Source organism: Nostoc sp. DedQUE04 (genome assembly GCF_034530995.1).
Lineage (GTDB): Bacteria > Cyanobacteriota > Cyanobacteriia > Cyanobacteriales > Nostocaceae > Nostoc.
Genome location: NZ_JAVRCA010000022.1, coordinates 1 through 23,002 on the forward strand (window position 1 = coordinate 1; position 23,002 = coordinate 23,002).

Here is a 23,002-nt window from a genome sequence, read left to right on the forward strand (position 1 = left end):
TTTCTTAAATCCTTTTCCAGCAAGCTTTTCGAGACTTAACGGGAAAAGTCAGGTTGTTAGAAAGCATTGCCCGCATACAAGCGCGAGGGTATGAATTATTACAAGAAATGCGAGCAATTATTGGTGTGAGTTCTGAAAGATTAAGAGAAAAAGGTTTTTTAAGAAGGTTTGACCTGCGCGATCGAGATTATCATCTAGGGAAAAGGTGAGGCTACGGACTCGGATTTGATCGCTTTTAATATCTAGTGGTTGTGTCAAGTGCTTGGGGTATATTAAAAAGGCTTCCTTGCATTTTGTTGTGTTGGCGTAGCTGATCATTTGATGAATATCTGTATATTCTGCCTGTTCAGGGGCTTTATACTTTGTATCCAAAACCGCTATTGTTTTGCCAGTAGCAGCATCACACAGTAATATATCTATATTGAAGTGCCGATTTTGACTAATTTCTATTGGATGTTGCTGTTTTAAAAAATAGCCTTGCGGTGTGTTTTTTTTAAACCATTCTGCAACAAAAAGTTCATATAAATGTGCCATATCGACGAGAAAGGGTAGGGTTTTGTAATTTCCCCTTTCATGACTGGGACTACTATTTTCTAAAAAGAATCGACATAAATTATGTAACAGTTCATAGTCGAGATTGAGGCGATTATACTGTCTAGCGATACAATCTTCTGCGCTACAAGGTTGCAGCGTTACTAATCCTTGTAGAGCGTGATAAGCTTTTCGTATTGTTGGTGATACTCTTTCTGAACATAAACTGCTACGACCAATGATATAAAGTGTCCATGCCAGGATTTGATTTTCTTTAACATCAGCCGTATGTTCTTCGTAATCGCATTTAAGTTTAACATTCCACGGCTTTTGAATTATCTGTTGCATATCTAGCCTTCCCCGCACATAAGAAAGCTGCTGTGTTGTAGGCAAGTAAGTACGATATAATCCTTTGCGACACCGCTCTAAAACTTTATCGGCTAAGATATGAGCCAGATTATTATAAAATTCCTCTAGAGATTCACAATCCATCAGCCCTTCGAGAAAGCGAAAACCTTTTAAATTGTAGGCATATTCCAGCATTCCGAAGAGGTTTTGGATCGGCATTTTCGGATTTATTTTTAGATGCAATTCAGGAGTGACAGGAATGTAACCTACCCATCCTTTAGCTTTGAGTTTCCAATGTTCTTTCGTTTTATAGTTAGGAAATTCTATATCTACTTGTATTTTATATTTATCATATAACTCAAACCCGTCTGAATCGGATATTTGATCATGCTGAAATGATTTATTTTCGTATTCTGTAAGTTCAATAATTATTGGTTGTGCTGGGGTTGTATTCATAGCTGACCCTCGATTTTATCCCAGCGAAACTCCTTTACTTTTTCTAGTTGATTAAAAAAGTACTCTTCTAAATATGGCTCAATTTCCATACGCCATATATCTTTTAATATAAAAATATCTAGGTTATCTGTTAAGAAAAATGAAATACCAATTTTGTGATTTTCATCTGCGATCACCTGATTTAATTGCTCTAAAATATTAATTAATTTATCTATAAAATCTTTTTTTAGGTGATAACGCTGTCGTAGCACTTCATAGTTTGGAATAAGTTTAATAAAAACAAAGCGGCGACGTAGTGCATAATCTATTTGAGAAATAGACCTATCTGCTGTATTCATTGTGCCAATAATACGCACATTTTCTGGTATACGAAAAGTGTTACCAGCAGCTAGGGACATTTCTCGATCTCGGTACTCTAGCAGATACATTAATTCGCCAAAAACTTGTGCCAGATTTGCACGGTTTATTTCATCAATTATAAAAACACAAGTTCCTTGATGAGACTCAGCTTTTTTACAAAATTCTAAAAATCTTCCTGGAACCAGTGGATATGTTATTTTTCCTTCTTGGCTTTGGGGACGGATACCTTGAATGAAGTCTTCATAAGAGTATGCTGGATGAAATTGTACTAATTCTGAAAAACCATCACCAATGCCAACTAAGTATTTTGCAAGTTTTTCAGCAATGTATGTTTTTCCTGTCCCAGATGAACCATATAAAATTGCTTGTCTTTTACGATTAATCGCATATATCCAGCTTTTTATTACTAATTTGTCTAAGCACATTTCTTTAGCGCACTCAGCCAAAATGATTTGCTCATAAGGCAATAGCTCTTGTTCAACAGATATCTGTTCAATAACTATTTCAAGGTTTCCATCAGAGCGCTCTTTAATTATAATTTTATCTCCAGCTTGCAGTTTCTGGACTATACTAATACCACAGTTAAAACGCCAAGAGTTCCAGTTAGTAGTACCAATAACAACTTGTCGCCTAATGAGTGAACCATCTGAGTGGTAAAGGGCAACTGTTTTATTAGAATGGCTTTGAAACCATGCAAGTGCTACAGGATCAAGCTTTTTCCTTATGATACTTAAACGCCCGTGTTTAACTTCTGATCCTGCAAGAATATGTTGATATTCCATTTACAATCAATACTAATTTAAATTAATACTTAGTATACTCTATGATATATATCTTGCTTACAGAGTTATCAAGTACTTAATTTGAACTGAGTAGATGTAGCTTTTACTAACTCTTGCACAGCATCGTCAATTGCATTATTTGCTACTTCATAACCTGATGTGCTACCAAATTTATAACTGCTAATAAAGCAGCTATTCCTCTTCTCTCACTCTCGGAAAACAATAATCGAAGCCAGGCTCTGGAACTTTGATTTAACAAAGGTTTGAGGCTTTATTTTCTAATATAAATTAGAATTTCTAGGCACAATGTGAAAAGTAAAGCTGCAAAAGGCTTTCAGCGATTGGGTTTTCCCGCTTGAACAAAAAAGGGATAGCCTACCGTTGCCAAGGTAACGGGTGTATTAAGGCGATCGCAACAAACTTTCACTGGTAAAAGAACGCCAAATTGTGGGTTGAAAGTAACCGGATGCTGCGGCGCTATAGTGTAGAAGCTAATGATAGCAAGCGTAACACGGAGATAAAAAAGTGCAAATCACTAAGCGCAATGTTGAATTAAGAGTAAATGGCAGCTTAATGCGTGTTTATGTTGCGGCTCCCAAAGCAGGAGGAAAATACCCTGGTATTGTCTTCTACAGTGATATTTATCAGTTAGGCGATCCAATGACTCGTCTAGCTAACTACTTAGCAGGATACGGCTATGTAGTAGCAGCGCCAGAAATTTTTCACCGAATTGAGCCAGTTGGTTTAGTAATTGAGCCAGACGATCTAGGACGGATGCGGGGTAATGACGATGCGCGTCGAACCTCGGTAGCTGATTATGATGCCGATTGCCTTACTGTGATTGAATTTCTGAAAACAGAGACTGTGGTTTCTTCAAATAAAATAGGCACTCTCGGCTTTTGTATAGGTGGACATTTAGCTTTCCGTGCAGCATTTCAAAGCGAAATTCGGGCTTGTGTCTGCTGTTACCCTACTGGGATTCTCAGTGGCAAACTGGGTAAAGAGGTAGCTGATACAATCCAAAGGGTAAGTGAAATCAAAGGCGAGATGCTAATGGTGTTTGGTACACTTGACCCTCATATACCAGAGAGCGATCGCCAAACCATAATCAAAGCAATTGAAAATGCTAACATCCCTCACCAAGTTTTCTTGTATGACGCAGAACATACATTCATGCGCGACGACGGATATCGTTATGATTCTAGTGCTACCACCGCAGCTTGGTCTGAAATAATAGCTTTTTTGGGACGCATATTCGCAGAGTGAAAACTTATATTATTGATTTATTTGCGTCAATTTTGAGTTGTCTGCAACGCTAATAACCCAGCACCATAAGCAGGTTCATACCTCGGAAAAATCACGTTCACATTAGGAAATTTTTTAACAAGAGACGCTGCAAATCTTTCATGGATCTTGCATCTACCGCGCCATACACTTCCCGTTGTGACTACTTCTAAAACTGAGTCAGTAGTAAAAATCGCATCAATTACTGTAGATGTAGCTTTTACTAACTCTTTTACAGCATCATCAATTATCATATTCGCTACTATATCGCCTGACGCTGCTGCAAAATCTACAACTGGTGCTAAAGCTGCTATCTGTTTAACTCCCCATTTTTGCCGATATACTACTTCTATTAAATCTTCTATACTTTCCAAATCAAGATGCTGTTTTAAATCCACTATCAAACTCGTTGGAATCTCTCGTCCATCATAAGATTTTAATGCTGCGTTCATGCCTGCGATCGCAATTTTATAAGCGCTACCTTCATCTCCTAAAATATACCCCCAGCCGCCGACTCGCTTAGTATGTCCTTCATGATTTCGTCCGAAAACTATCGAACCAGTACCTGCTGCAACCACAATTCCTACAGGCTTACCAATTCCACCAACTAAAGCAATCAAAGCATCGTTACAAATTACAATATTGGCTGGCTGTAATGCCCAATTAATAAGCAATTTATTATTCTGTAACTCTTTAACTAAACCTTTCACTACTTCGATATCTGTTGCACGACCTACACCTGCTAGACCCAAACATATCGCGTCAATCTTTAGAGTATTTGTAATTATTGCTGCCTCAACTGCATTTTTAATTGCAGATTGAATAGATTGTAGAGTGGCTTCGATACCTATACTCTGATAATTAGATGGGCCTGCTTCAGCACGACCTAGCACTAGATGCAAATCATCCATTAAGACACAAACAGTCTTGCTACCGCCGCCATCTATTCCTAAAACATAACTCATGAACTATAACAATGTTAATTATTTTGACGCTTCGGTTCTTCTTTTAAAGGAATAAAAAATAGAGCAATCATCCCAGGAATTGTGAGAAAACAGATCAAGACAAAAAATAGTGGATAACCAAGTTCTTTCTGTAAATAACCACTAACTAGGCCTGGTAACATCATTCCTAAAGCCATAATGCCAGTAGATATGGCAAAATGAGAAGTTTTATATTCACCTTGGCAAATATACATTAAATAAACACTAAAAGCTGTAAATCCAAAACCATAGCCAAATTGCTCCAAGGAAACCAAGGGATACACTAATGTTAGTGAAGGCTTAGTATAAGCTCATATACACATAAAATACATCAGGTAAATTCAATGCTAAAGCCATAGGAAATAAACATTTTTTTAATCCATATCTAGAAATTAGCAAGCCTCCTAAAATTCCTCCACAGATTAGGGAGATTACCCCAAATGTACCGTAGACTAACCCGACATCTGATGTTGATAGCCCTAAACCGCCTACTTCTGGTTTGTCCAATAAAAATAAAGAGGCTATCTTCACAAGCATTGCTTCACCAAGTCTGTAAAGCAATATAAATGCTAAAATATTTATAATTTTATCTTGAGCAAAATATGAGCTAATAATTGACCAAAAAGGTATATTTTCCCTAGCTTGTATTAGTCGTTGGTTATCTGATTCAGGTAAGGGTAAAATTAGGCGATGGAAAATAAACAGGATTGCTAAAATTAAAGCTGAGAAACCAATAGTTATAGTCCAGCTTAAAGGAATATTATTCAGAGACACTTCAAGCTGACCTGCTAAGACTACTAATATTCCAGAGCCAAAAATGACAGCCATTCTATAAAATAGTGAGCGAATACCAACAAATAAGGCTTGTTGTTCTGGAGATAAAGCCAGGAGATAGAAGCCATCTGTGGCAATGTCATAAGTCGCAGAAATAAATGCTCCTATTGTTAATGTCGCAAGTGAGATAAAAAAGAAATTTGGCAGTTGCAAGGAGAAGGCTATCAAACCCAAACAAGCGAACATCGCAAATTGGGTATAAAGTATCCATTGACGTTTGGTAGAATAAATATCAACAATTGGGCCCCAAAACATTTTAAGGACCCAAGGTAGATAGAGAAAACTTGTCCAAAAGGTAATTTGAGTATTATCTATTCCAAGCTTTTTATAAAAGATTACGGAAACTGTATTGATGATGATGTAAGGTATGCCAGAGGCAAAGTAGAGGGTGGGTATGTATGTCCAGGGCGAAGGGGTGGTGGTTTGAGGTTTCATGTTTGCCTCTAATTATCTGTGTTATTAAAATTAGCATCCAATAGGACACCAATAGGATAAGTTATCTGTAATTTCCCCTTCAGAAAGTCGGATTCCTACACCTCCAGATATAAATTTGTCATTACCATTGTTATATAGCCAAGCTCCCCAAACTTGAGTCATTGACTTGCCATCAATTTCTAATTTAGGAAATTCTAATAACTCTTGATAGACATAATTTTGTTGTGTATACCAAGGGTCATTATTACTACTACGCACAGAGATGTTTCCTGAATTAACTGCAAATCCTCCTTCACCTTCTCTTCCTAAAATAGGTTTGGCAAAGTATGAATTACCTATTGCTGTTGCACTCAGTGATGTTTTAGGAAAATATTCCCAGACTGTTCCAGCATCTTTCCCAGAAAAAAAGTCATATCCCAAATCTGTAATTAGAGCAAATATACTTTTTGGTTGCAGTGCAAAGGCAGAACCAAAGTTCACAATCACAATTTTATTCTCAAAAATTAATTGCTCTAGAGCCGGCCATAATCTTTCACCTTTTTCATCAGTATCATGGATTAGCCATTCCACTGGATACCACATAAAGAGTATATCTATTGGTTTTTTTGTTCTCTGGTCAAATAGATACTCACCATCTTTGATGCCAAGATATTCTAAGGGTAAAATGGTACTTTTGGACTCCAAGTAATTTCTTAGCCATCGCATAGTACCTAAATCTTCGGCATTATTCAAAGCTGTAAATGCTACGCGACAGTCTCTAACTGGTTTACCCAAATTTAATGCGGCTCTATTTACATGCTGATTAAGTGTTATTTTTAATATTTTTTGAGCATCTAAATCTGGTTCTTGCAATCCAAAGTGTCTGGCGACTTTATTATTGCCGTCCGTACACTCAAACCAAAAACTAGGAGTTTGGGGATTAGTTTCTACTACCTTTTTTATCCCCTTTTCTTGATTCCAGCACCAGTCAAGACGCATACAAAATGGTGCGAGGAAGTCATATTTAACTAACTTGATAGTAGCTTCTGGAAATCCATAGTAAAGTAGTGTATCCTCATCAAGAGTGCGGATAATTTCCCACGCTTGGGTTAAAACACTACCGACTAATTCCGATGCTTGCTGGATTTCTTGTATCGTCTGCGGTAAAACTTTATGGCAATAATAAAGAGCGTAAGGTGTTTCTTGGTCAGTCAGAGGTATACCTGTTCCTTCTTCAATAGGAGCAAAGTTATACCAACCCATTTTCATCGACTGAAATAGACGCTTTCGTTGAGGACTGTTGAAAATATTCATAACTCTCTTATCCACCCGCATGACCACCGCGACCGAAACTACCAAAACCACTACGACCTTTGGAAGAACCATTGGAAGTCCCGGCTTCCGATGAATCACCAAAACCGGGTCTTGTAATGCTACTCCCACCAGAGTAACCACTTGATCTGCCGCTACCATTAGATGAGGGTGAACAGTTATTGGGTTGTTGTTTAGGGTTCGCCGACGTTGTGGAAATACAATCTGACTGTCTTGCTTCTGGGGTTGTCGCACAAGAAGCAAGTAGCGATACAGTCATAACTAACACTATGAGTTGAAATAAACCTGGTTTCAATTTCATGAGTCTTTCTGGATGAATATACAGATGTCAGCTACGGAATTTATGCAAGATAACTACAAGGGTCAAAAATAGATTTCGCATTTCCAGATAGATTTTTTAAGGGTATATCCACGATTTAGAGAATTGCTAAACAAACCCTCTCCAACCCTGTGGCAAAATTTATTAGAGTCCTTCCATAGTTAGTTTGCCCAGCATGACCGCAACTATTCCCAATCTCCCCAGTCTCTACGACCCCTTTTCTACCGAAGCCAAGTGGCAAAAATTCTGGGAAGACAACCAAGTTTACAAAGCTGACCCCAACAAAGGTGGCGAACCCTACTGCATCGTCATTCCACCGCCGAATGTCACTGGCAGTTTGCACATGGGTCACGCTTTTGAAAGTGCGTTGATTGATACTCTCGTGCGTTACCACCGGATGCAGGGGCGCAATACCCTATGGCTACCCGGAACTGACCACGCCAGCATCGCTGTGCATAGTATGCTGGAAAAGCAACTCAAAAAAGAGGGTAAGACTCGCTACGAATTGGGGCGCGAGAAGTTTCTAGAACGCGCTTGGCAATGGAAGGCGGAGTCTGAGGGAACGATTCTGAATCAGCTACGGCGCTTGGGTGTCTCGGTGGACTGGTCACGGGAAAGGTTTACCCTGGATGAGGGTTTATCTAAGGCTGTTGTGGAGGCATTTACTCGTCTTTACGAGGAAGGCTTAATTTATCGTGGTGAATATTTAGTTAACTGGTGTCCCGCTTCTCAGTCGGCGGTGTCTGACGTGGAAGTGGAAAATCAAGAGGTGAATGGAAACCTATGGCACTTCCGCTATCCCCTCACTGATGGTTCCGGTTTTGTAGAGGTGGCGACAACTCGACCAGAAACGATGCTGGGTGATACGGCTGTAGCAGTTAATCCCAATGACGATCGCTACAAACATCTCATTGGTAAAACTCTAACTCTGCCAATTCTACAACGAGAAATTCCGATCATTGGCGATGAATATGTTGATCCCACTTTCGGCACAGGCTGCGTGAAAATAACTCCCGCCCATGACCCGAACGATTTTGACATGGGTAAGCGTCACAATCTGCCGTTCATCAACATTATGAACAAAGACGGCACTCTCAACGCTAATGCTGAGGAGTTTCAAGGACAAGACCGCTTTGTTGCTAGAAAAAATGTGGTTTCTCGCCTAGAAGCAGATGGCTTTTTGGTGAAGATAGAAGATTATAAGCATACCGTTCCCTACAGCGATCGCGGTAAAGTACCTATTGAACCTCTCCTCTCAACTCAGTGGTTCGTCAAAATTCGCCCCCTAGCTGACAACACTCTCGAATTCCTCGACCAGCAAACTTCTCCAGAGTTTGTCCCCCAACGCTGGACAAAGGTCTATCGTGATTGGCTAGTAAAACTGACTGATTGGTGTATCTCTCGCCAATTATGGTGGGGACACCAAATTCCGGCTTGGTACGCTATCAGTGAAACGGATGGACAAATTACCGATAATACGCCGTTTGTGGTAGCGAAATCGGAAACTGAAGCTTGGGAGAAAGCAAAATTACAATTTGGCGAAAATGTCAAGCTAGAACAAGATCCAGATGTGCTGGATACTTGGTTTTCTTCTGGACTTTGGCCGTTTTCGACTTTGGGCTGGCCGGAACAAACTCAAGATTTAGCAACTTACTACCCGACTACTACTTTGGTAACAGGCTTTGATATCATCTTTTTCTGGGTAGCCAGAATGACCATGATGGCTGGGCATTTTACGCAGCAAATGCCTTTCCAAACAGTTTATATCCACGGCTTGGTGCTGGATGAAAAAGGTCAGAAGATGTCTAAGACCAAAGGTAATGGTATTGACCCATTGTTATTAATTGACAAATATGGTACTGATGCCCTGCGGTATACCTTAATTAGAGAAGTAGCTGGCGCTGGTCAAGATATCCGCTTAGAATACGATCGCAAAAAGGATGAATCAGCATCTGTAGAGGCATCCCGCAACTTTGCAAATAAGTTGTGGAATGCTGCCCGCTTTGTGATGATGAATTTGGATGGACAGACACCGCAACAATTGGAGAATCCAGTTGCTACCGAATTGAGCGATCGCTGGATCATCTCGCGGTATCATCAAGTTATCAAACAAACCACCAATTACATCGATAATTACGGTTTAGGGGAAGCAGCAAAAGGACTCTACGAATTCATCTGGGGTGATTTCTGCGATCAATATATTGAACTAGTGAAATCTAGATTGCAAGCAGATGCCGATCCAGTATCGCGGCGGGTAGCACAGCAAACCCTCGGCTACATACTAGAAGGGATTATGAAACTGCTTCATCCCTTCATGCCTCATATTACCGAAGAAATTTGGCAGACTCTCACCCAACAATCAGCAGATTCACCGCAAACTTTACCATTACAAATCTATCCCCAGGTAGATGCAAATTTAATTGATTTAGCACTAGAAGAACAGTTTGAATTGCTGATTGCTACTATCCGCACAATTCGGAATTTGCGAGCTGAGGCGGATATTAAGCCAGGGGTAAAAGTGACAGCGAATTTGCAAACTGAAAGCGAGAAGGAGCGGAAAGTTCTCACTGCTGGACAGTCTTATATTAAAGATTTGGCGAAGGTTGAGACTTTAACTATTACCGACAAGCAAGAAAACCAAACTGTTGCTACGAAAAAACCTCAAAGAGGTTTGAAGACAATTGGCTTAATTATCGTGGCCATTGTCTTTGGTAGAGTGGCTTTAGCTGCGGGAAATGCCATTGATGACATTCCCATCATCGGAACTTTCTTTGAACTAATTGGTTTTGGTTACACAGCGTGGTTTGTTAGCCAAAATTTACTCACTGCTCAAGCTAGACAAAAGTTATGGAGACAGTTTTTTCCGCAGAAAGAATTAGAACAATCACAAGAACCAGAAAATGCGATCGCAGGTGTAATTGGTACAATACAGGTGCTAATTCCTCTAAGCGGTGTGGTAGATATTGAAGCTGTACGTGCCAAACTAGAGAAAAGCTTGAGTAAAGCTGAAGCTGAAGTTGAATCCCTGAGTACCAGATTAAACAATCCTAGTTTCGTAGATAGAGCTAGGGCTGATGTGGTACAAGGGGCGCGGGATGCCTTAGCAGAAGCACAGAAGCAAGCTGAAATTTTGCGCGAGCGTCTGAAGGGGTTGTCGTAGCGATCGCCTGCGTGGCTTAGGATAACTGTAATGGGTAATCGGATTATTAATTCCCAATTACCCGTTACCAATTAACAAGATCCAAATCTCAATTCTAGGACTTATTATTTTATTAAAATTTTTTAATTTTTAATTTTGAATTGGAGCAAAGCGACTCTCATGCTATATCTAGCCCAGGTGCGTAAAAACGATTTTTTAGACCAGCACCAGTTACGCTTGTTGGCGCGTCAAGAAGCTGATAACTTGTGGGCGATAATTCCAGAAGAGGCTTTCATTCTGCTAGGGAAGGGAAAAGTTATGAGTGAAAACTTGCTTGTTTTAGTAGAACTTTCTCCTACAGGTGACATTGAAAGAATAGAAGACGCTACCAACTGGGTACTCCATCTAGTACAAAGCTACCTCACCATCGGCATTACCCCAGAATTTTTACAGCACGAAGCCGAACGAGCAGAACATTGGCGACAATCCCTGACATTGCAAAACCAAGACTTAGCGCGGCGTTCCTTAGAATTGGAAGCTCGTCGCGAACAAATTCAAGCCTTAGAAGAAAGCCTCAAACGCGAGAAAAACGGTTATTCCCAAGAAGAAAGTTAAAAGTTTGCAATTGTATTGGCTATAAAGCCACAGTACCGCCAAAATATAGGGACGCGAAATTTCGCGTCCCTACGTCGGTTGATACTAGGTTAATTGTCTTAGCTTTCGTTAGACAATCACAGTAATATTTGTATTACTAAGCAGTGCTTTATTCGATAACTGGGCTATTTGAACTTGTACTGTACCACCCAATCCATCTTTATCAAAGAATAGGTTGCCCGTACTTTGATTGTAGATGAAGCGATCGCTTGCAGCTGTAGCGATCGTACCAAGTCGGAACAAGCCCGAATCAAGTGCCGTATTCTGAGATTGGGTCAGCCCGAATTCCGCCTTAGAAATGAAGATAGTATCATCTCCAACAGTAAAATCAGCAATAGTATCATAGCCTCCAGTGCGGGTATCAGTCAGATATAAGCTATCTTGTCCACCTCCACCAGTCAGCGTATCTTTACCAATTCCACCAAAGAGGCTATCGTTTCCTACATCGCCTAATAAGCTGTCATTACCTGAACCACCAAAGAGGTTATCATTACCATCTCCTCCTGATAACGTATTAGCCCCAGTATTTCCAATCAGGATGTTATTAAGGCCGTTACCAGTAGCAGTGATTGCCCCAGTTCCAATCAGGGTCAAATTCTCTAGGTTATCTCCCAAGACCCAATTTACCGAAGAGTTAACTAAATCTGTGCCTGCATTTAAGCCTTCAACAATAATATCGCTAACATTGTCTACGATATAAGTGTCATTGCCGACTCCACCATTGAGACTATCAATTCCTGTACCTCCATCCAAGGTGTCATCGCTTGTACCACCCAACAAGGTGTCATTGCCTGAGCTACCAAAAAGGTTATCGTTACCATCTCCTCCGGTCAAGGTGTTCGCAGCAGCATTTCCGACCAGGATGTTATCAAGGCTGTTACCAGTACCAATTGTCGCGCTTCCAGTCAGGGTCAAGTTCTCAAAGTTCTCTCCTAATACCCAATTCACAGCAGACTTGACTAAATCTGTGCCTGAATTTAAGCCTTCGGTAATAATATCGCTAACATTGTCTACTGTGTAGATATCATTACCGGCTCCACCATTGAGAGTATCAATCCCTGTACCTCCATCCAAAGTATCATCGCCTGCACCGCCTAACAAACTGTCATTACCTGAACTACCAAAGAGGCTATCGTTACCATCTCCTCCGCTCAACTTATTAGCACCAGTATTTCCAATCAGGATGTTATTAAGGCTGTTACCAGTACCATCGATTGCTCCGGTTCCAGTCAGGGTCAAGTTTTCCACGTTATCTGCTAACACAAAACTCACGGAAGACTTAACTAAATCTGTGCCTGCATTTAAGCCTTCAGTAATAGAATCGTTCAGGTTATCTACAGTATAAATGTCATTGCCGGCTCCACCATCAAAACTGTCAGTTCCTAAACCTCCATCCAAGGTATCATTACCTGCACCGCCCAATAATGTGTCATTGCCTGAGCTACCAAAGAGACTATCGTTACCATCTCCTCCGCTCAACTTATTAGCACCAGTATTTCCAATCAGAATATTATTAAGGCTATTACCAGTACCATCGATTGCTCCGGTTCCAGTCAGGGTCAAGTTCTCCACGTTATCTGCTAACACAAAACTCACGGAAGACTTAACTAAATCTGTACCTGCATTTAAGCTTTCAGTAATCGTATCACCGAGGCTGTCTACGATATAAGTGTCATTGCCAACTCCACCATTAAGACTATCAGCTCCTGTACCTCCATCCAAGATGTCGTTGCCTACACCGCCCAATAATGTGTCATTGCCTGCATCACCCAATAAGGTGTCATTGCCAACTTCTCCGCTCAAGATGTTAGCACTAGTATTTCCGGTCAGAATATTATTAAGGCTGTTACCAGTACCATTGATTGCGTCGGTTCCAATCAGAGTCAAGTTTTCCAGATTATTTCCCAACACCCAACTCACCGAAGACTTGACTAAATCTGTGCCTGCACTAGTAGATTCAATAATAGTGTCGCCAATGGTGTCCACAATATAAGTGTCATTGCCTTTACCACCAATGAGACTATCGTTACCTGTACCACCATCTAAGAAATCATTTCCATCGCCGCCATCAAGCGTGTCGTTATCACCTAGTCCGTTGAGCGTGTCATTGCCCAGCAATCCTGAGATGATATCCATGATCGCCGTACCATTCAGGCTGTCTGCACCTGAAGTACCATTAATCAGATTGAATTGATTAATGGTCAAGTTTACAGTGGCAGTACTGCTGCCACCCTGGCCATCACTTATGGTATAAGTGAAGCTGTCGGAGCCATAATAGTCTGGGACAGGGGTATAAGTGTAAGTACTATCAGGATTTTTAACTAAGCTTCCTTGGCTAGGTTGGGTAAAGCTAGTAATGCTCAATACGTCATTGTCCGCATCTATATCATTGCTCAACAGAGTCGTAGCGTTAATGATAATAGGTGTGTTTTTGTTTGTGGTGATGCTGTCGTTAACAGCGACAGGAGCATCATTCACCGCCGTAATATTAATATTGCGGGTAATGACGGTACTACTAACAGTCCCATCATTAACTATAAAGCTGACAGTACGAGGTGTGAGACTGGGATTATCACTGCTGTTGGTATAAGTAATGGAACGTAGTGCAGTTTGATAATTAGCAACACTAGAACTGCCAGTTAAAGTTAAGACACCTGTGCTGCTGTTATAGCTGCCTGTAATCTCATTTTGATTGATAAAGGTGAGGGTATCTTGAGCAGAGACAAAACCACTGGTAATGCTGATAGTGGCACTAATCAGGTTGGGGGAGTCTACATCACTGACGATGATGGCTGAGTCGATGGCTGTAGTGGCGTTCTCTGTATATGCCAGGGCAGAGTTAGTGGCAGTGGCAATGGGCGCATCATTCACTGCCGTAAAATTAATAGTGCGGGTAATAGCTATACTATTATCAATCCCATCATTGACCGTAAAGCTGATAGTACGAGGTGTGAGACTGGGATTATTAGTACTGTTGGTATAAGTAATGGAACGCAGTGCAGTTTGATAATTAGCAACACTAGAACTGCCAGTTAAAGTTAAGACACCTGTGCTGCTGTTGTAGCTGCCTGTAATGCCATTTTGCTCAGTGAAGGCGAGTATGTCTTCGGCAGAAACAAAGCCACCGCTAATCCTGACAATGGCACTAACTAGGTTAGGGGAGTCTACATCGCTAACGATGATGCCTGAGTCAATGGCTGTAATGGCGTTTTCGGTGTACAGCAGAGGAGAGGTGGTGGCAGTAGCAACGGGCGCATCATTCACCGCCGTAATATTAATGTCACGTGTTAGAGTTTTACTACTAACATTCTCGTCATTAACTATAAAGCTGATGGTACGAGACGTGAGACTGGGGTTATCACTGGTATTGGTGTAAGTAACCGAACGCAGTGCAGTTTGATAATTAACAACACTAGAACTGCCAGTTAAAGTTAAAACCCCTGTGCTATTGTTGTAGCTGCCCGTAATCCCATTTTGGTTGGTGAAGGCGAGGGTATCTTGACTAGAGATGAAACCACTGGTAATACTGACGGTAGCAGTAGCCAGGTTGAGGGAATCCTCATCGCTGACAGTGATGGCTGAGTCGATGGCTGTAGTGGCATTCTCAGTGTATGCCAAGGGAGAGACAGAAGTAGAGGTGATTATCGGAGGAATGCCACTTTTGTATAGTTGGGCATATATTCCCCCCTGATTATCTATTTCGTCACCCTGGGCTATTGCCTCGTCTTGACCATAGCTAGTCCAGGAAATCACAAAGTCCCCCTTTCCATTCATCGCTACTGTAGGAGTACTTTGGTCGTTGGGGGTGTAAGTATTGACCTGAAATTCGCCCCCTTGAGGCACCCCATACCGATTGTAGCGTTGAGCATATATCCCAAATCCAGACTTATCCTGATTATCGCTTTGCCAGGAAATGATAAAGTCCCCATCTGCATCCATCGCTATTCTGGGGTTAACTTGGTCGCTAGTGGTTTCACTATTGACCCGAAATTCGTTCCCTTGAGTCTTCCCATCACTGCTGTAGCGTTGGGCATATATCCCAAATCCAGAACTATCCTGATTATTGCTTTGCCAAGAAATAACAAAGTTTCCATTTTCATCCACCGCTACTGTGGGGTTAACTTGACTGTCGATGGTTCTAGTATTGACCTTAAATTCTGAGATGTCTTTAGCATTCCCATTACTGTCGTAGCGTCGGCCATATATCCCATTGCCAGACAAGTCTTGACCATTGCTAACCCAGGAAATGATAAAGTCCCCCCCTGCATTGATTGCTACTGTGGGGTAATATTGAGCTTCGGTAGTGTATTTATTAACCTTAAATTGGTCCCCTTGAGCCGCCCCATAGCTGTCGTAGAGTCGGGCATATATCTCAAAACCAGACCCGTCCAGATCAAAGCTAGTCCAGGAAACGACAAAGTCCCCCCCTGCATTCATCGCTACTGTGGGGTTCAATAGCAAACTGTTGATATCGGTATTGACCTGAAATTCGTTACCATCAGGTTCGCCATCACTTTTGTAGCGTTGGGCATATATGCCATTGCTAGACCCGAACTCATCATAACTAGTCCAAGAAATAATAAAGTTTCCAGCTGCATCTATCGCTACTGCGGAGTTAGATTGAGCGGTGGTGGTGGTGGTATTGACCTGAAATTCGTTACCATCAGGTTCGCCATCACTTTTGTAGCGTTGGGCATATATCCCATTACTAGACCCGTTCTCATCAAAACTAGTCCAGGAAATGACAAAGTTCCCAGCTGCATCTATCGCTACAGTGGAGTTAGATTGATTGCCAATGGTGGTGGTATTAACTAGGAATTCAGTCATGAAAAAACCTCTAAAAAAACTAAAATTTTGATTTCAACAATTACGGTCTGATTAAACAGATTTCTTAGTCATTAGGAATCACTGCACTCGGTCGCAGTCAATAATTCAACTCTGGTGCAGTAAATGCTTGGCGGATTTCTTTTCGTTCCTGATTCAAAACCATCGGACGCTGTACACCAGCAAGAAACTGTACATCATAAAGTTCTTGACAGCCTGCGGTGAACTTCAGCATTCCCACCTGTTGCCCATTTCGTAAATCCACGACTGCCACACCACAGAGCAACTGCTCAAATCGTTGGGTTATGGGCAATCCTCCGAAAATATGCCGTTCCCGAATCCGATCACCTCAATTAAGCAGACAAGTTGCTCAGAGGAACTGATTAAAGGTGAACAAATTTATGCCAAAGTGTACTAGTGATTGATGTCATTAGTGTTTATGAGTTGTGAAAGTTTGTAGTCAGGGCTAAAACCCTTGAAATTGACTGAGAAATCGTTCACTACGAAACTCTCAGAATTGATGACACAAACCACTAAGCGTGCCATCATTGTCAATAAACAAGCTTGTACCAAAAACAGTACTTAAAGGAATCGACCCCAGAAAATATGTCACGCTGCCATAAAGCTGCACTGGATCTGACTTTGCAGATATTTTGAACTTAGTTTTTTATAATGTCCTAGCAGTAAATATTGTTTGGTAATCTACTGTTATAATAAAGACTTTTTTATTTAAAAATAAACTGTATATATACTGAATGTAAAAATTAGTTAAAACTTCAATAATTTAAAAACTCGATCGGCAAGTTTTGTTACTCTAACGGCAAATTGCGTTGTTAGGGTAGAGAAAATGCGTAGATGTAGCTTGTCGTATACATCACCATCCTTCGTATTAAATATTTAGCCTAAATACGTATAACTATGGGATTTTTCACTCGAAATCAGTAGAGGTAAAAGTAGCAAGGTTGACATAGGGTGCCTTGCAATTGCTGAAATTCCTGCTAAAAAAGGATTATAAAAATAAAATTACTATTTGACTCACAATTACCTAAAAAAGCTTTTTTAGTGTGCCATTTAAAATTTACGACGAAAGTAGGATGAGACAACAAGAGTGTGGTGTGACAGTATGGTTCACTGGTTTGAGTGGTGCAGGTAAAACTACTATCTGTCAATTCGTAGAGAAAGAACTGCGGATACAGGGATACAGAGTTGAAGTTCTGGACGGTGATGCGGTACGTCAAAACCTATGCAAAGGATTGGGTTTCAGTAAAGAGGATCGAAAAGAGAATATTCGGCGCATTGGCTTTGTAGCTCAACTTCTTGCCAGAAATAATGTCATTGTATTGGTTTCGGCAATTTCACCGTATCGCGCAATTCGGGAAGAAGTGCGCCAAATGGCTCCATTTCTCATTGAAGTTTACGTCAACGCATCATTGGCAGTTTGTGAACAGCGAGACGTAAAAGGGTTATATAAAAAAGCAAGAGCTGGAGAAATTAAGCACTTTACTGGTATTGACGATCCTTATGAAATACCACTCTGCCCTGAAGTCGAATGTAAAACTAACCAGGAAAGCGTTGCTCAAAGTGCAACTAAGGTATTAGAAAAGCTAGAAGAGTTGGGTTATATAGTTGCTAGAATGAATGATTTATGAGTTAAATAAAGTTTTTAACTCATAACTTTTATTAAGATGCTAATAATTGCCGAATTAACCTGGCCACAGCTTTCTGCGTGAAGCGGTTGGCAATTTGTTGACCTAAACGTTGTACATCTGAATTTACCAATAACTGAGCAATTTGGGATGTAAGTTGCACTGGGTCAAAACCTCTTGTTTCTCGGAGAATACCTAATATACGTTTGATATGCTCTAAGGTTTGTTGTTGCTCAACTGTCGCTGCTGGAGTTTCGTTAACTGCTGTTAATCCTACTCGTTCGCGCAACAGGGAGGTAAAGTTATGCAAAACGTTTTTACCGAAAGCATCGAGTCCGTTAACAGATTCATCTACTAGCTTGTCACGAATGAAAGCACCCCGTTCAGATGATAGAAATTCTATCCCCTGATTTAGCACTAAATTAAAGTCGTAGTCTTGACTATTACGCGCATTTTTTAACAAGTTTTCTAAACGATTCCAGCGAAATCTGCCATCTTTAAATAGCAAATCTTGCAATGATGCTCTTAATTGCGGTGCTGGATCTGTTAACAGACGTTTAGAAACGTAGGGATAAGCTTCGCTGAGAACTTTAAAGTTTGGATCTATATATATTGCAATACCTTCAAGCGTCACCAGGGAGCGAATAATTAAGGCGTAGTAGGGCGGTACGCGGAAAGGATACTCATACATCAAGGCTGATAGTTCATCGGTGATGCTTTTAATGTTGAGTTCGGCAACACTGGCTCCTTGGGCATCAGCAAAAACTCTGGCAAAAGCTGGGATAATTGGTGTTAAATCGGTTTCTGGTGATAAGAAATCTAACTTCACGTAGTCTTTTGCTAATCCTTCAAAGTCGCGGTTGACAACGTGGACGATCGCTTCGATCAAACCATAACGCTGTGGTGGCTTAATCTCGCTCATCATCCCAAAGTCGAGATAAGCTAATTTGCCATCGGTTGTCGCTAACAAATTACCAGGGTGGGGATCTGCATGGAAAAATCCATGTTCTAGCAGCTGGCGCAGGGAACACTGCACACCCACTTCAATGAGATAACGAGCATCTATCCCTTGGGCACTAATTTCTTCTGTCTGGGTTAATTTAGTGCCGTTAATCCACTCCATCGTCAGGACGCGACGATTGGTGTATTCCCAGTAAATTTTCGGTACGTATACGTCTTTTATATGACCATATAACTCGAAAAATCGCTCGGCATTTTCACCTTCATGGATGTAATCCATCTCTTCAAAAATGCGATCGCCTAGTTCATCAAGAATCCCAACTAAGTCACTTCTTACCCGTTTGACTTTTTTCTGCACCCAAGCGGCGAGGTTACGCAAAATATACAAGTCAATGGTGATTCCCTCTCTTAAGTCGGGGCGTTGAACTTTAACAGCGACTTCTTCACCAGTTTTTAGCTTACCTTTATACACTTGCCCCAATGAAGCCGCAGCAATTGGCTGCGCCGAGAGTTCGGCGTAAACCTCTTCTGGAGGTGCGCCTAATTCTTCTTGAATAAACTGGTAAGCAATTTCGTTGGGAAAAGGCGGTAATTGGTCTTGTAATTTAGTTAATTCTTCTAGGTATACGGGAGGAACTAGATCCGGTCTGGTAGATAAAGCTTGTCCAATTTTGATGTAAGCAGGCCCTAATTGGGTCAGCAATACTCGTAGCTGAGTGGCTCGGCGGCGGTCATTTTTGACGACAATTCCCCGTTTACTATCCGACCACAATCCAAACACAAAGGATAGAGTTGGCCCCAACACGGCAAAAATCCGCCGTAAAACTTGCACTTTTCTATTTTGATAATGCGCCGCTATGCCCACGGGATCGTAAAGCGTCTCAGGTTGGGCTGCTGTTCTCACCTTTTGGGCTGCTAAGAGTCTTGGTGAGCGTACAACTAACGTTGATGTACCATCTTCTGGCACTACATCAATAACATTTAATTCGTCGCCTCGGCGATTTGTGCCGTTGCGACTGTCCTCCTGAATCGGTCGGGAACTAGGGGGAAGTGTCTTAACAATCATGAAGAAGGCCACCAGTCAGAACGATCACATTAAGTATTGTAACAATATGTTTAGAAATTGGAAATTGGGAATGGGGCATTGGGTATTGGGCATTGAAAGAGGCAGAGGGGCAGGGTGCGGGGGGCAAAGGGGAAAATTCTCCCTTGCTCCCTGCTTTCGTTCGACTACGCTCACGGCAAGCCTGCTCCCTTGCTTCTTTCCCTGCTCCCCACTCCCCACTAGTCTGCTACACTTAAACGGGCATACTAGTTCAATAGTATTAGGTATTGCTAGTTGCTCAAAGATGAGACTTATTATCCTGTAAATTAGAATTATCCGGCATCTGCCCTCATGGAGAATTTGGCTTGATGTTGCTTTGCCTGCGAATTGAAAACTTTGCCCTAATTGACCAATTGGAATTAGAATTTGGCGCGGGACTAAATGTGTTAACAGGTGAAACCGGCGCTGGAAAATCGATTATTTTAGATGCCATTGATGCTGCTTTGGGCGGTAAAGTCTCTAGTAGAGTCATTCGCACGGGGACAAGTCGGGCGATGGTAGAAGCTACTTTCACCTCAAACGCTCCCCTAGCCGCTTGGTTGACCGAACAAGAAATAGATTTGCTTGATGAAAATTCTGTAGTCATTAGCCGAGAAATCACAGCCACTACGAGTAATGTCCGCAGTCGATCGCGGGTGAATGGTGTGTTGGTAAATCGGCAGATCATGGCAGGAATGCGCGATCGCTTAGTGGAAATCACCGCCCAAGGTCAAACTGTACAAGTGGGACAATCTGCCCAAGTCCGCGACTGGTTAGATTTGTATGGCGGCGACTCTCTAATGCAGCAACGTCATAAAGTCGCCGCAAGCTTCAGTGCTTACCAACAGGCGCATTTAGCACTAGAAAAACGCCGGACATCGGAACGGGAACGATTGCAACAACTCGACTTGCTTACTTATCAAGTGCAGGAATTGGGAGCAGCAAATCTGGGCGAACCTAATGAATTGGAACAGTTGGGACAAGAACGGGAACGCCTGAATCATGTCGTCGATTTGCAACAAATGAGTTACAAGGTTTATCAGGCTTTGTATCAAAACGATCATGAAACTCCCGCCGCAGGTGATTTATTGGGAGACAGTGAGGCGACATTAAATGACATGGTGGAATACGATAACCAACTACAACCCCTATTGGAGTTGGTACGGGACGCGCAAGCTGCGGTAATGGAAGTGGGAAGGCAAATTAATGCTTATGGAGATGGTTTAGAAGCCGATCCGCAGCGATTGGAAGAGGTGGAAGAACGGATTCAGGAGTTAAAGCAAATTTGTCGTAAGTATGGGCCGACACTACAAGAAGCGATCGCTTACTACCAACGTATCCAAGCAGAATTAGCCCAACTTAACGACAGCGAACAATCTATCGAAAGTCTGGAACAGCAAGAAAAGGCCTGTTTTGATAAACTTACCCAAGCAAGTAATCAGTTAACTCAATTGCGGAGTAAGGCGGCGGCTAATTTAGAATCACGTTTGATCGCTGAACTCAAGCCCCTAGCGATGGAAAAGGTGAAATTTCTGGTTGAAATATTACCAGCTTTCCCAACTGCGATGGGAGCAGATAAAATTACCTTTATGTTTAGTTCCAACCCCGGTGAACCACTGCAACCTTTAACAGAAGTTGCCTCTGGTGGTGAAATGAGCCGTTTTTTACTGGCGCTGAAAGCTTGTTTTTCTCAGGTTGACGTAGTTGGGACAATGGTATTTGATGAAATTGATGTCGGGGTTTCGGGAAGGGTAGCCCAAGCGATCGCGGAAAAATTATACCAGCTAAGTCAACGCAACCAGGTGTTATGTGTTACCCATCAACCTTTAGTTGCGGCAATGGCCGATCGGCATTTTCGGGTAGATAAGCAAACTATCAATCAAGGTAAAGGTAAAAAAGCTAACAATGATAATGCCGAACAGCGTACCGTTGTTAGAGTTACTACCTTGGATAATTTAAACACCCGTCGAGAAGAATTAGCGCAGTTGGCTGGTGGTAAATCTGCAACTGATGCGATCGCTTTTGCAGAATCTCTATTATTACAAGCTGCTAACCACCGTCACGCGAAGCATACTTGACCAAATAATTACGAATTACGTTATCGTAGCGGGGCGTTCGCGATAGCGTCTCGTAGAGAAGCCCATTACGAATTACTAATTATAAATTTAGGCTGCCAATTCTGAAAGCCGTAAACCAGCAATATTCTCACAGGAAAAAGTCTCTTTGCCCATACATCGCCGACAGATTAACTCTATAATTTGCCCTGCCCAATTGCGGAAAAACCATTGACACAAGGAATCATCTTCTTGAGGAGTTAGAGACAGAGGAATAAAACCTTTCTTCTGCCATACTTCTGCTGCTGTATAGATATCATCAACAAGAATCGCAACGTGATGGACAGTATTAAAACCTTGCCGTTGGAATAAGCTAGCAATCTGTTCATCTGGTGCGTTAGGCGCAAGCAGTACCAAAATCATGCCTGACGGCATTAAGGCTGAGAGAAAGTACATACTAGCATCTTCAGGCAATAGGTTTTGCTCAGGACAAAAATCATCAGGCCATTTTCCTGGCCCTTCAGTAATTTTGGCATCATAGTTAATCAGAGCTTTAGCATAGTTTGTAAGAGCTTCTGAATCAGGAAACAACAGTACATAGTGATCTACGATAACTCGTTCACCAAAAAGATGTATGCAAAATGATGAGTTGAGAAATTCTGGAGTCTTGCACCCATCTTTATACAATAGCAATCCATCATTTTCTACAAAAGGCGACTCCTTATTCATTGAAGTTTTGGCTAAGTTAAAACCTTTTCTAGGATTTAATGGAAGGTTGTTGTTCATAATGCTCACCTATAAAAACAATCTATAGCATTTATTCAAATTTGAGGCTTAGAAACAAGGTTTATATCTACTATTATAGTCAAATACTTTGAGCTAATCTCAGACACCCGCAAGGCAATTATAGTAACTAATAATACTAACTGTCTCTAAACTGGCGCCGAATAATTCTTAACTTATCTCTTCCTTTTATTCCCGATGAAAGCTACGTAGTA

General features: G+C 41.4%; 14 protein-coding genes and 1 pseudogene. 5 read left to right on the forward strand and 10 right to left on the reverse strand.

Translation table 11 applies throughout. The features are described from left to right. Window positions 1-117: 117 nt before the first annotated feature. Both RM049_RS16860 and RM049_RS16865 read right to left on the reverse strand, forming a co-directional pair. Window positions 118-1,335 carry an McrC family protein gene (locus RM049_RS16860; protein ID WP_322704999.1) on the reverse strand — a complete coding sequence of 406 codons (1,218 nt, stop codon included), beginning with the start codon at window positions 1,333-1,335 and terminating at the stop codon, window positions 118-120. After that, a complete protein-coding gene (locus RM049_RS16865) occupies window positions 1,332-2,477 on the reverse strand; it encodes an McrB family protein (RefSeq protein WP_322705000.1) in 1,146 nt (381 codons plus the stop codon). The genes RM049_RS16860 and RM049_RS16865 overlap by 4 nt, the downstream gene beginning before the upstream one ends. A gap of 525 nt (window positions 2,478-3,002) precedes the next feature. On the opposite strand from RM049_RS16865, the gene RM049_RS16870 reads away from it, so the two are divergent. Then, window positions 3,003-3,743 carry a dienelactone hydrolase family protein gene (locus RM049_RS16870; RefSeq protein WP_322705001.1) on the forward strand — a complete coding sequence of 247 codons (741 nt, stop codon included), beginning with the start codon at window positions 3,003-3,005 and terminating at the stop codon, window positions 3,741-3,743. A gap of 26 nt (window positions 3,744-3,769) precedes the next feature. On the opposite strand, the gene RM049_RS16875 is transcribed toward RM049_RS16870, so the two are convergent. From RM049_RS16875 to RM049_RS16890, 4 genes and pseudogenes are all read right to left on the reverse strand, one after another. Further along, window positions 3,770-4,726 carry an N-acetylglucosamine kinase gene (locus tag RM049_RS16875; protein WP_322705002.1) on the reverse strand — a complete coding sequence of 319 codons (957 nt, stop codon included), beginning with the start codon at window positions 4,724-4,726 and terminating at the stop codon, window positions 3,770-3,772. A 14-nt stretch (window positions 4,727-4,740) separates the two neighbouring features. Next, window positions 4,741-6,013: pseudogene (locus tag RM049_RS16880) on the reverse strand (MFS transporter). 30 nt (window positions 6,014-6,043) lie between these two features. Then, window positions 6,044-7,306 (reverse strand): glutathionylspermidine synthase family protein, encoded by a 1,263-nt coding sequence (locus RM049_RS16885; protein ID WP_322705003.1) that lies wholly within the window; start codon window positions 7,304-7,306, stop codon window positions 6,044-6,046. A gap of 7 nt (window positions 7,307-7,313) precedes the next feature. Continuing rightward, window positions 7,314-7,625 (reverse strand): hypothetical protein, encoded by a 312-nt coding sequence (locus RM049_RS16890; RefSeq protein WP_322705004.1) that lies wholly within the window; start codon window positions 7,623-7,625, stop codon window positions 7,314-7,316. Between the two features lie 193 nt (window positions 7,626-7,818). On the opposite strand from RM049_RS16890, the gene RM049_RS16895 reads away from it, so the two are divergent. Continuing rightward, window positions 7,819-10,803 carry a valine--tRNA ligase gene (locus RM049_RS16895; protein ID WP_322705005.1) on the forward strand — a complete coding sequence of 995 codons (2,985 nt, stop codon included), beginning with the start codon at window positions 7,819-7,821 and terminating at the stop codon, window positions 10,801-10,803. 159 nt (window positions 10,804-10,962) lie between these two features. Further along, window positions 10,963-11,397: a hypothetical protein gene (locus tag RM049_RS16900; RefSeq protein WP_322673352.1), complete on the forward strand. Its 435-nt coding sequence runs from the start codon at window positions 10,963-10,965 to the stop codon at window positions 11,395-11,397. Between the two features lie 108 nt (window positions 11,398-11,505). Here the strand turns inward: RM049_RS16900 and RM049_RS16905 are convergent, their stop codons facing one another. Next, window positions 11,506-16,263, reverse strand: a complete 4,758-nt coding sequence (locus tag RM049_RS16905; RefSeq protein ID WP_322705006.1) for a beta strand repeat-containing protein — start codon at window positions 16,261-16,263, stop codon at window positions 11,506-11,508. A gap of 97 nt (window positions 16,264-16,360) precedes the next feature. Beyond that, window positions 16,361-16,600 (reverse strand): DUF4915 domain-containing protein, encoded by a 240-nt coding sequence (locus RM049_RS16910; RefSeq protein WP_322673409.1) that lies wholly within the window; start codon window positions 16,598-16,600, stop codon window positions 16,361-16,363. A 736-nt stretch (window positions 16,601-17,336) separates the two neighbouring features. Here RM049_RS16910 and cysC point away from each other — a divergent pair. Continuing rightward, window positions 17,337-17,909 (forward strand): adenylyl-sulfate kinase, encoded by a 573-nt coding sequence (gene cysC, locus RM049_RS16915; RefSeq protein WP_322673408.1) that lies wholly within the window; start codon window positions 17,337-17,339, stop codon window positions 17,907-17,909. A gap of 31 nt (window positions 17,910-17,940) precedes the next feature. Here the strand turns inward: cysC and RM049_RS16920 are convergent, their stop codons facing one another. Then, the gene (locus RM049_RS16920) at window positions 17,941-19,932 is read right to left on the reverse strand and encodes an AarF/ABC1/UbiB kinase family protein (RefSeq protein ID WP_322705007.1); all 1,992 of its coding nucleotides are present in this window, start codon (window positions 19,930-19,932) and stop codon (window positions 17,941-17,943) included. A gap of 347 nt (window positions 19,933-20,279) precedes the next feature. Here RM049_RS16920 and recN point away from each other — a divergent pair, with 347 nt between their 5' ends. Then, complete coding sequence (recN, locus tag RM049_RS16925) at window positions 20,280-22,028, forward strand: DNA repair protein RecN (RefSeq protein WP_322705008.1); 1,749 nt, start codon at window positions 20,280-20,282, stop codon at window positions 22,026-22,028. An 87-nt stretch (window positions 22,029-22,115) separates the two neighbouring features. Here the strand turns inward: recN and RM049_RS16930 are convergent, their stop codons facing one another. Next, a complete protein-coding gene (locus tag RM049_RS16930; RefSeq protein WP_322705009.1) occupies window positions 22,116-22,790 on the reverse strand; it encodes a VOC family protein in 675 nt (224 codons plus the stop codon). Window positions 22,791-23,002 lie beyond the last annotated feature (212 nt).